This window comes from Halomonas sp. (assembly GCF_052095765.1).
Classification (GTDB): Bacteria; Pseudomonadota; Gammaproteobacteria; order Pseudomonadales; family Halomonadaceae; genus Halomonas.
Genome location: NZ_JBQDJZ010000100.1, coordinates 1 through 9,102, shown reverse-complemented (window position 1 = coordinate 9,102; position 9,102 = coordinate 1). Strand labels below are relative to the sequence as shown.

Below are 9,102 nucleotides of genomic sequence, written 5' to 3'. Positions count from 1 at the left end.
CCAGCACTTTCTGGTGGCGGCGCTGCACGCTGCAGTCGCGCTCGAACAGATAGACGCCGTTGCCATGGCTGTCACAGAACACCTGCACTTCAACGTGGCGCGGCTGGGTCAGGTACTTCTCGATCAGCATGCGATCGTCGTTAAAGGCGGCGCGAGACTCGCGACGACAGCCGTCTAGCATGGCCTGAAACTCGTCGGCAGATTCCACCACCCGCATGCCCTTGCCGCCACCGCCGGCGCTGGCCTTGAGCAGCACCGGGTAGCCGATGCTGTCAGCCTCGCGGCGCAGCAGGTCGTCGCTCTGGTCGTCGCCGTGGTAGCCCGGCACCAGCGGTACGCCGGCGTTGTCCATGCGTACTTTGGCGGCGGACTTGTCGCCCATGGCGGCAATCGCCGAGGCGGGCGGGCCGACAAAGGTGATGCCGGCAGCGTCCAGCGCTTCGACGAAGGCGCCGTTTTCTGACAGGAAACCATAGCCGGGATGAACAGCGCCGGCACCGGTGCGCTGAGCAGCATCGATGACTGCTGATACATCCAGGTAGCTCTCGCGGGCGGCGGCCGGGCCGATGCGCACGGCTTCGTCGGCCTCGCGCACATGGCGAGCATTGGTATCGGCGTCAGAATAAACGGCCACAGTACGCAGGCCCATGGCGCGGGCGGTCCGCATGATGCGACAGGCGATTTCGCCACGGTTGGCGATCAGCAGCGTATCGAAGCGCTGGGCGTTGGAAGCAGGCGTCCGGGTCATGAGTTGCGCTCCGTGTTGGTAGAAGGCGCCCAGGCCGGGCGGCGTTTTTCAAAGAAGCTGCCAAGGCCTTCCTGGCCTTCGGCGCTGACGCGCAGCTTGCTGATCACCTGGCAGCAGTGTTCGCGAGTGGCGTCACTGTCTGGCTCGCGGGCGACCTCGGCAAGCAGCGCCTTGGTGGCGAAGCTGGCCTGGGGTGAAGTGCCCAGCAGGGTGTCGAGCATGGCATCAACGGCTGAGTTCAGCGCGTGATGCTCAGTATCCGCTTCGACCAGTTGATGAACCAGGCCGAGTCTTTCTGCGGTGGCGGCGTTCATCACTTCGGCGGTCAGCGCATAGCGGCGCATCTGGCGCTCGCCAAGTGCGCGCTGCACATAGGAGCTGATCACCGCGGGTGACAGGCCAATGCGCACTTCTGACAGACAGAACTTGGCCTTGTCTGAGGCAATCACGATATCGCAGCAGGCCGCCAAGCCCACGGCGCCACCAAAGGCAGCACCTTGCACGCGGCATAGTGTTGGGCAGGGCAGGGTGTCCAGCTGGTGCATCAGCCGCGATAGCTCGCGGGAGTCGGCCAGGTTGCCGTCGAAGTCGTATTCGACCATGCGCTTCATCCAGCCCAGGTCAGCCCCGGCAGAAAAGCTCTTGCCATCGGAGCCCAGTACCATGGCGCGGACTTTGCCGCGCTCGGCGGCCTCACGCACTTGCGCCAGGTGGGCATTGAGCTCGGCGATCAGGCTGTCATCGAAGGCATTGTGGACTTCAGGGCGCTTGAGGGTCAGCCAGGCGACGCCACGGGCGTCGATGTCGAGTTGGGAAAACGTTGTGGTTGTCATGGCGCTCCCCTTACATCCGGAACACGCCAAAGCGCGTGTCTTCGATTTCAGCGTTCATGGCGGTGGCCAGCGACAGGCCGAGTACGGAACGGGTCTGAGCGGGGTCGATCACGCCGTCGTCCCACAAGCGGGCGCTGGCGTAATATGGGTGGCCCTGATGCTCGTATTGATCGCGGGTGGGCTGCTTGAAGGCGTCTTCTTCTTCGGCAGTCCACTCCTTGCCGTCGCGCTCGATCTGTTCGCGCTTGACCTGCCCCAGCACACCGGCAGCCTGTTCACCCCCCATCACCGAGATGCGGGCGTTGGGCCACATGAACAGCAGGTTGGGATCGAAGGCGCGGCCACACATGCCGTAGTTGCCGGCACCGAAGCTGCCGCCGATCAGCACGGTGAACTTGGGTACCTTGGCACAGGCCACGGCGGTAACCAGTTTGGCACCGTGCTTGGCGATACCTTCGTGTTCGTATTTGGAACCGACCATGAAGCCGGTGATGTTCTGTAGAAATACCAGTGGGATCTTGCGTTGGGCGCACAGCTCGATGAAGTGCGCGCCCTTGACGGCAGACTCGGAGAACAGCACGCCGTTGTTGGCAATAATGCCCACCGGATGACCGTGAATGTGCGCAAAGCCGGTAACCAGGGTGTCACCGTAGTAGCGCTTGAACTCGTCAAAGGCGGAGTCGTCGACGATGCGGCCGATGATTTCGCGCACATCGAACGGCTTCTTGAGATCGGTGCCGACGATGCCGTAAATCTCGCTGGGATCAAGACGGGGTGGCTTGGTCTCGACCATGGCCAGCTGGCCCCGCTTCTGCCAGTTCAGCCGCGATACACAGGCGCGTGCCAGCTGCAGGGCGTGGGCGTCGTTTTCGGCGTAGTGGTCCGCCACACCGCTGATCCTGGTGTGCACGTCGGCACCGCCCAAATCCTCAGCGCTGATCGACTCGCCCGTGGCAGCCTTCACCAGCGGCGGGCCGCCGAGAAATATCGTGCCCTGTTCCTTGACGATGATCGACTCGTCGGCCATGGCTGGCACATAGGCACCGCCAGCGGTGCAGGAACCCATTACCACGGCGATCTGCGGGATGCCCTCGGAAGACAGCGTGGCCTGATTGTAGAAGATGCGGCCGAAGTGGTCGCGATCCGGGAAGACCTCATCCTGACGCGGCAGGAAGGCACCGCCGGAGTCGACCAGGTAGATGCACGGCAAGCGATGCTTGCGGGCGATTTCCTGGGCGCGCAGATGCTTCTTTACGGTCATCGGGAAATACGTGCCGCCCTTGACGGTGGCATCGTTGGCGACGATCACGCATTCGACCCCAGATACCCGGCCAATACCGGTGATCAGGCCGGCAGCGGGGATCGGGTCGTCGTACATCTCGTGGGCAGCCAGGGCGGAAAATTCGAGGAAGGGCGAGCCTTCATCGAGCAGGTGGTCAATACGGTCGCGCACGAACAGTTTGCCGCGCGATTCGTGACGCGCGCGGGACTTCTCGCCGCCGCCCTTGCTGATTGCAGCAGTTAGCTCACGCAGCTTGCCGACTTCGCTGCGCATGGCCGCATCGCGAGCCTGAAAGTCCTCGGCACGCGGGTTGATCTGGGTTTGCAGGATGCTCATTTATCCCTCCGGGACACAGGCGTTAGGCTTATTTTGATTCGTTGAAGATTTCGCGGCCAATCAGCATGCGGCGCACTTCACTGGTGCCAGCACCGATTTCATACAGCTTGGCATCGCGCAGCAGGCGTCCGGTGGGGTATTCGTTGATATAGCCGTTGCCGCCCAGCAGTTGGATGGCATCCAGCGCCACCTGGGTGGCTTTTTCAGCGCAGTACAGGATCACGCCGGCGGCATCCTTGCGCGAGGCATTGCCGCGATCACAGGCCGCTGCAGCGGTATACAGGTAGGCACGGCAGGCGTTCAAGGTGGTGTACATATCGGCAATCTTGCCCTGTACCAGCTGAAATTCACCGATCGACTGGTTGAACTGCTTACGCTCGTGAACGTAGGGCACCACGATATCCATAGCGGCCTGCATGATGCCAATGGGGCCAGCAGCCAGCACAGTGCGCTCGAAGTCCAGCCCGCTCATCAGTACGCGCACACCGCGGTTGACCTCGCCCAGCACGTTTTCTGCCGGCACTTCGCAATCCTCGAAGACCAGCTCGCAGGTATTGGAGCCGCGCATGCCGAGCTTGTCGAGCTTCTGGGCGGTAGAAAAACCTTTGAAGCCTTTCTCGATAATGAAGGCGGTGATGCCCTTGGAACCGGCGTCGGGGTCGGTCTTGGCGTAAACTACCAGGGTGCTGGCTTCTGGGCCGTTGGTGATCCACATCTTATTGCCGTTGAGGATGTAGTGGTCGCCGCGCTTTTCTGCCTTGAGGCGCATGGACACCACATCAGAGCCTGCGCCCGGCTCGGACATCGCCAATGCGCCGACATGTTCGCCGCTGATCAGCTTAGGGAGGTACTTGGCTTTCTGTTCGGCGGTGGCGTTGAGCTTGATCTGATTAACGCACAGGTTGGAGTGCGCGCCGTAAGACAGGCCCACCGATGCACTGGCGCGGGAGATTTCTTCCAGGGCGATACAATGGGCGAGGTAGCCCATGCCGCTGCCGCCGTCTTCTTCTGGCACAGTGATACCCAGCAGGCCCATATCGCCAAATTTCTGCCACAGGTCTTCGGGGAATTCGTTTTTCTCGTCGATCTCGGCAGCGCGCGGTGCAATCTCGTCACGGGCGAAAGCGTTCACCTGCTCGCGCAGCATGACGAGGGTTTCATCGAGACCGAAGTCGAGGGGGGCGTAGAGGCTGTGCATGGCGAACTCCCGGAATGGTTCTGCGTACGGATTGAGTAAAGGATGGTGATGCTAATAACCCAAGACTAGAACAGGTTGACGTTAACGTAAAGGTTAGCTTGCGAGACGTACGACTAATGCCGCAAGTTTTCGGTTTGTCTCCAGGAATATATAGGGTGCGTTGGCCCACTTGCTGTGACTCCGGATGCCATACGCGTGATAAAAAGGGCGAGGGTTCTGAGTGGGGAGGGGAAAACTTGAGTGAACCGCTCTGCCTTCCTGCTGTGAGAAGAGCGGTCAATTGACAGTAGAGGAGACTGGCCATGCCTGACGATATCTTGACGATATTGCTTTACCTAGGAGCAGCCTGGTTGGCGGGCAGCCTGATCGGGCTGGAGCGTAGCTTTCACGGGCGCCCGGCAGGCTTTCGTACCCATGCGCTAGTATGCGCTGCGTCGGCGTTGTTGATGCTGGTGTCAACGCACCAATCGCAGTGGATGGACATGAGCCTTCCTGAGTCGGCGATTCGTGCCGACCCGACACGCATGGCCCAGGGCATTATGACTGGCATCGGCTTTCTGGGGGCGGGGGTAATCTTCAAGGAAGGGCTGACCGTGCACGGCTTGACCACGGCGGCGTCGATCTGGATGACCTCAACGTTGGGCATCCTGTTTGGTGTTGGGTTTATCTTTCCAGCCGTCATTGCCACGGTGGCTACCTTGATGACGCTGTCACTATTTCGCTGGATAGAAAACCTACTGCCTAGCGAGTTGTATGCCGATCACGAGCTGAGTTATCCCATCGACGCGGTGGAAGACGAGGCCAGTGTGCTTGGGATGATTGCTGGCTATGGTTTCGAGGTGAAGTCGATGAGCTACCGGCTCACCGAGAAAGGTACGGTCTTTCGTTATCAGATGGTGATACAGACCCATGATAAGAAGAATCTGGCCAGGTTGGCCGCTCATTTGCGTAATTCGGAAAATATCCTGGAGTATCGGCTGTCGCCGTCGGGCACTTAATCTGTTTGAGAGTTCGTTGACTATCAGTTGAGTGCCACCTGGGTGGGTTGCAGGCTATCTGTTTTGGCGGTGCGATGACCGTCAGCGCATCAGCAGTCTGCCTTCAATCGGTATGAAGCGGGTGGCGGATTGCATCAGTGCACCAGCGGTCAGCTCTGGCACGCCATAGACTTCAACCTCTACGCCATGTTCATCGCGCAGGGCGTCGGCCAGCATGGCGAAATCTCCGTCACCGGAGGCCAGCACTACCACATCAGCACTGTTGGCGTAACGCATGGCGTCAAGGGTGATACCCACATCCCAGTCGCCCTTGGCGGAGCCGTCGGCGCGCTGGATGAAGGGCTTGAGACGCACCTCGAAGCCGATGCCGCGCAGGATGTTCTGGAACTGCCGCTGGCGCGTGTCACCCCGGTCGATGGCGTAAGCAAGCGCCTTAGAAACGTGCCGCCCCTGGGTCGCCATGGCCCACAGAGCGTTGTAATCGATGTGTTTGCCATAGCTCTGGCGTGCGGTGTAGTAGAGGTTCTGCACATCAATTAGCAGCACGACATGTTTTGCAGGACGTTTGTCAGAGTTTTTTACACGTTCAGGCATATCATCTTCTGGAGTCGGGATTCGACAGACAGTGTATGTCGCTGGGCAGGGAAGTGCTTGCTCATCGTTGTACCTGTTCGTGTTATTTATCGTGTTACCGGGCAGGGTCTACGATGTTGCCTAGTGAGGTGTTGACTCGGAACCAGCCGGCAATGCTGGCCCGTGGCTGGCGTGTGGGCAGTACTTCATGAGGCACTTGGTCGGATAAAAAGCAGGCAAAGGTGCCCGCCTCAGGGCGTACTCGGGCAAGTTCCTGAAGCTGCCTTTCGGGACGCTCAGGCTGCCCAGAGCGCTCTGGTGCGTGATCAGCGGTATCTTCAGCGAAGATTACCATTTCACCTCCTGCGTCGCTGGGCCAGTCCGAGTTCAGGTAACTGACGGTAGAGATAACGCGGTTGGCGCGGCCACGAAAGCTGTCCAAGTGGCGCTTGTAGAAGGCCCCGGCGGGATAGTAGGCAAAGTGCGCCTCGTACTCGAACAGACCCAGAAACAGTGCTTTGTTGAGCGCCAGCTGCAGCTCGCCCATGGCATCGAGGTAGCGGCGCTGGGCCAGACTCTCACGATTCAGCCATTGAATGGCATCGCCGCGAATATCGCCCCGGCGGTGATGATCACGCCCGCGACCGATGCCAGCAGCGGTCAAGGCATCGTGCTCGGCTTTGCGCATCACTTCGTCAAACAGCGGTGCGTGCAGCGTCTGTGGAATAAAGTCGCGGCCCACGTACCAGCCCTGTTCGACCAAGGCGTCGATCAGCTCGTTCAGGCGGTGTTCGGGAAGCAGAAAGGGGGTATCGTTCATCGCGGTAAAAGACCGCGGTCGGCATGATGGCGCAGCAGGCCCGGCGGGCGCTCAAACAGGCTGATAGGCATATCGAACCCTTCAGCCAGCAGCTCTACCAGCATCATCGCAGAGAGTCCCCAGATAACGTGCTCGTCTTGGCGGTAACTGGGAACATAATAGCGGCGGCCGTTGACCGATATCACATCAGTGTGGTCGCGGCGGTCTTCCAGAAAGCGCCTGAGCGGCACCTCGAAAACACAGGCGATTTCGCCGGGGTCTGGGCGTAACGGAAGGTCGGGTGGAACGATGCCGACATAAGGTGTGACCTTGATCCCATGCAGTGAAATAACGTCAGAAAGCTGACCCAGTACCTCAACCTGAGAGGGTGGCAGAGCAATTCCTCTTCGCTTTCGCGCAACGCCGTGGCCAGCAGGTCAGTGTCGCTGGTCTCGCGCTTGCCGCCCGGAAAGGCCACCTGGCCACTGTGGGTCGCCAGATGGGCAGCGCGCAGCGTGAACAGCAGTGTGGGCTCGGGATGCATCACCAAGGGGATCAATACCGCTGCTTCCGGCATGGCAAGCGTCAGACGTGTCGGGGTATTGACTTGCAGGCGCTCGCGGAGTTTCTCTAACATGGGGATTCCGTTGAGTTTGATACCCATTTATCACTACTGCCGTGAGCTCCGTCAAGTTAGGCGCGTCGTACGGCAGGTCGTTCGGGGAATGTCATGAAATATTGCAGCCATTGCGGTCATACGGTTCGCCTGATCATTCCTGAGGGCGATGACCGTCCACGCCATGTGTGCCATTCGTGCAGCACTATTCACTACCAGAATCCGCGCATCGTCGCCGGCACCTTGCCTATCAGCGGTAGTCGGGTGCTCTTGTGCCGACGGGCAATCCCGCCGCGTCAGGGGTACTGGACGCTGCCTGCGGGATTCATGGAAAACGGCGAAACCACCACTCAGGCCGCGGCGCGTGAAACCCGCGAAGAAGCCTGTGCTGAGACCCGCCTTCACGGGCTCTATACGCTAGTGAACCTGCCTCACATCAATCAGGTGTTCATGATTTTTCGCGCCGATCTTGAGGGCAGTTTTGCACCAGGGCCCGAAAGCCTGGAGGTGGCGCTGTTCGAGGAAGATGAGATTCCCTGGAGTCAGCTGGCTTTTCCTACCATTGAGCGCACCCTGCGCCACTTCTTCGAAGACCGGGAGAGCGGAGAGTTTCCGCTACATCTCAGTGACATTACCCCCGACCGAGAGCGCCACTCTGGTGCAGGCTGAGGCGCGTTTCTGAAACGCGTACTTTACAGCTTAAAATTTTTCGATACGCCACACATCAAAGGCCGGCTCCTCATAGGGGTGGGCCTCCTTTAGCGCCTCAGCTGCTGCGTGAATCAGCTCGTCCTTGCAGACCAGCTCGATCTGATCATTCAGATTGCGGCGCACTTCACGAGAAATGGTAGAGGGAGCCCACTCAAGAACCCGAGCAATGTGCCTTAAGCTTAGGCCTTGGGCAGGGCTAACCTGGATAGTGGCGCGTTCTTCGATGCTGAGTTCGACGTATCACATAGGGCAACACCATAGCGGAATAGGCAGGTGTGCACTCGGATTCTGCGGTCAAGGGTTTGGTATGTAGCGGGCTGTGTGTACAAGAGAAAGTCAAGAGAAAGTGCCTTGGCCGTATGAAGTCACTGGCAAGCGTAGCTTTTCAAGGGACCGCTTGCTTGAGGGGGGGCGTTGGGGGGATGAAAGTTTGCAAGTAATTACAAAAAAAATTCATGGGCCTTTTTTCGGTTGTGTTTTGTAGGTTTCGGAGATTGTTTTGTTGGGCAGTATGTGATGTTTCTCATAGCACCTGATATTCAAATGAGCTGGCTCTTCGTAAGTTACTGTAAGTAAAGATAAAAAATCCATTGTTTTTTGGTTTTTTCATTCGTGCTCTGAGTTGTCCAGCTCCTTGCTGGATCAGCTGGATGACGTATACTCAAAAAGTATTTGTAAAAAGTTGTTTGACTGCCCGTCGGCCCTCAGCTATGTTGTGAATAACTGGCAGTTGCGAGGAACTATCGCTAGCCCCGCCCGCGCCATTTGTTGCGTATCTAACGGGCTCAAGGAGCAGGCATGTTTAATGATTTGAGAGATAAAAAGATTCTTGTTACTGGTTCAACCAAAGGAATCGGGTTTGCGGCAGCATGGGAGTTCGCCAAGCAAGGAGCAATAGTGGGGATTAATAGTCACATAATGGATGCTGCAGCGGAAAAGGCAATTGCTGAATTTGGGTTCTTCGTCACTTCACGTGGATTTGGCCTGATCGAACAGGCGGCCCACTGG

10 protein-coding genes and 2 pseudogenes are annotated in these 9,102 nt (G+C 58.7%); 3 read left to right on the top strand and 9 right to left on the bottom strand.

The window, feature by feature from the left end:
* The 4 genes from ACTH3D_RS11450 to ACTH3D_RS11435 all read right to left on the bottom strand — a co-directional run.
* The coding region (locus ACTH3D_RS11450; protein WP_441667245.1) for a biotin carboxylase N-terminal domain-containing protein at nucleotides 1-748 on the bottom strand (748 nt) is incomplete at its 3' end.
* Nucleotides 745-1,581: an enoyl-CoA hydratase-related protein gene (locus ACTH3D_RS11445; protein WP_441667244.1), complete on the bottom strand. Its 837-nt coding sequence runs from the start codon at nucleotides 1,579-1,581 to the stop codon at nucleotides 745-747. The genes ACTH3D_RS11445 and ACTH3D_RS11450, both read right to left, overlap by 4 nt.
* Nucleotides 1,582-1,591: 10 nt before the next feature.
* Nucleotides 1,592-3,199 carry a carboxyl transferase domain-containing protein gene (locus tag ACTH3D_RS11440; RefSeq protein WP_441667243.1) on the bottom strand — a complete coding sequence of 536 codons (1,608 nt, stop codon included), beginning with the start codon at nucleotides 3,197-3,199 and terminating at the stop codon, nucleotides 1,592-1,594.
* Between the two features lie 28 nt (nucleotides 3,200-3,227).
* Nucleotides 3,228-4,397 carry an isovaleryl-CoA dehydrogenase gene (locus ACTH3D_RS11435; RefSeq protein WP_441667242.1) on the bottom strand — a complete coding sequence of 390 codons (1,170 nt, stop codon included), beginning with the start codon at nucleotides 4,395-4,397 and terminating at the stop codon, nucleotides 3,228-3,230.
* A 302-nt stretch (nucleotides 4,398-4,699) separates the two neighbouring features.
* Here ACTH3D_RS11435 and ACTH3D_RS11430 point away from each other — a divergent pair, with 302 nt between their 5' ends.
* The gene (locus ACTH3D_RS11430; RefSeq protein ID WP_441667241.1) at nucleotides 4,700-5,395 is read left to right on the top strand and encodes an MgtC/SapB family protein; all 696 of its coding nucleotides are present in this window, start codon (nucleotides 4,700-4,702) and stop codon (nucleotides 5,393-5,395) included.
* Nucleotides 5,396-5,476: 81 nt separating this feature from the next.
* Here ACTH3D_RS11430 and ACTH3D_RS11425 read toward each other — a convergent pair whose 3' ends face one another.
* The 4 genes from ACTH3D_RS11425 to ACTH3D_RS11410 form a co-directional block, all read right to left on the bottom strand.
* Nucleotides 5,477-5,989, bottom strand: a complete 513-nt coding sequence (locus ACTH3D_RS11425; protein WP_441667240.1) for a LabA-like NYN domain-containing protein — start codon at nucleotides 5,987-5,989, stop codon at nucleotides 5,477-5,479.
* 94 nt (nucleotides 5,990-6,083) lie between these two features.
* Nucleotides 6,084-6,788, bottom strand: coding sequence for a 2OG-Fe(II) oxygenase (locus ACTH3D_RS11420; protein ID WP_441667239.1), 705 nt, complete (start codon nucleotides 6,786-6,788; stop codon nucleotides 6,084-6,086).
* Nucleotides 6,785-6,973, bottom strand: coding sequence for a hypothetical protein (locus ACTH3D_RS11415; protein WP_441667238.1), 189 nt, complete (start codon nucleotides 6,971-6,973; stop codon nucleotides 6,785-6,787). Before ACTH3D_RS11415 ends, ACTH3D_RS11420 begins: the two co-directional genes overlap by 4 nt.
* Complete coding sequence (locus tag ACTH3D_RS11410; protein ID WP_441667237.1) at nucleotides 6,970-7,404, bottom strand: NUDIX domain-containing protein; 435 nt, start codon at nucleotides 7,402-7,404, stop codon at nucleotides 6,970-6,972. Before ACTH3D_RS11410 ends, ACTH3D_RS11415 begins: the two co-directional genes overlap by 4 nt.
* A 93-nt stretch (nucleotides 7,405-7,497) precedes the next feature.
* On the opposite strand from ACTH3D_RS11410, the gene ACTH3D_RS11405 reads away from it, so the two are divergent.
* Nucleotides 7,498-8,052, top strand: coding sequence for an NUDIX hydrolase (locus ACTH3D_RS11405; RefSeq protein WP_441667236.1), 555 nt, complete (start codon nucleotides 7,498-7,500; stop codon nucleotides 8,050-8,052).
* A gap of 153 nt (nucleotides 8,053-8,205) precedes the next feature.
* Here the strand turns inward: ACTH3D_RS11405 and ACTH3D_RS11400 are convergent.
* Nucleotides 8,206-8,319: pseudogene (locus tag ACTH3D_RS11400) on the bottom strand (helix-turn-helix domain-containing protein); the annotation flags it as partial.
* 573 nt (nucleotides 8,320-8,892) lie between these two features.
* On the opposite strand from ACTH3D_RS11400, the pseudogene ACTH3D_RS11395 reads away from it, so the two are divergent.
* Nucleotides 8,893-9,102: pseudogene (locus tag ACTH3D_RS11395) on the top strand (hypothetical protein); the annotation flags it as partial.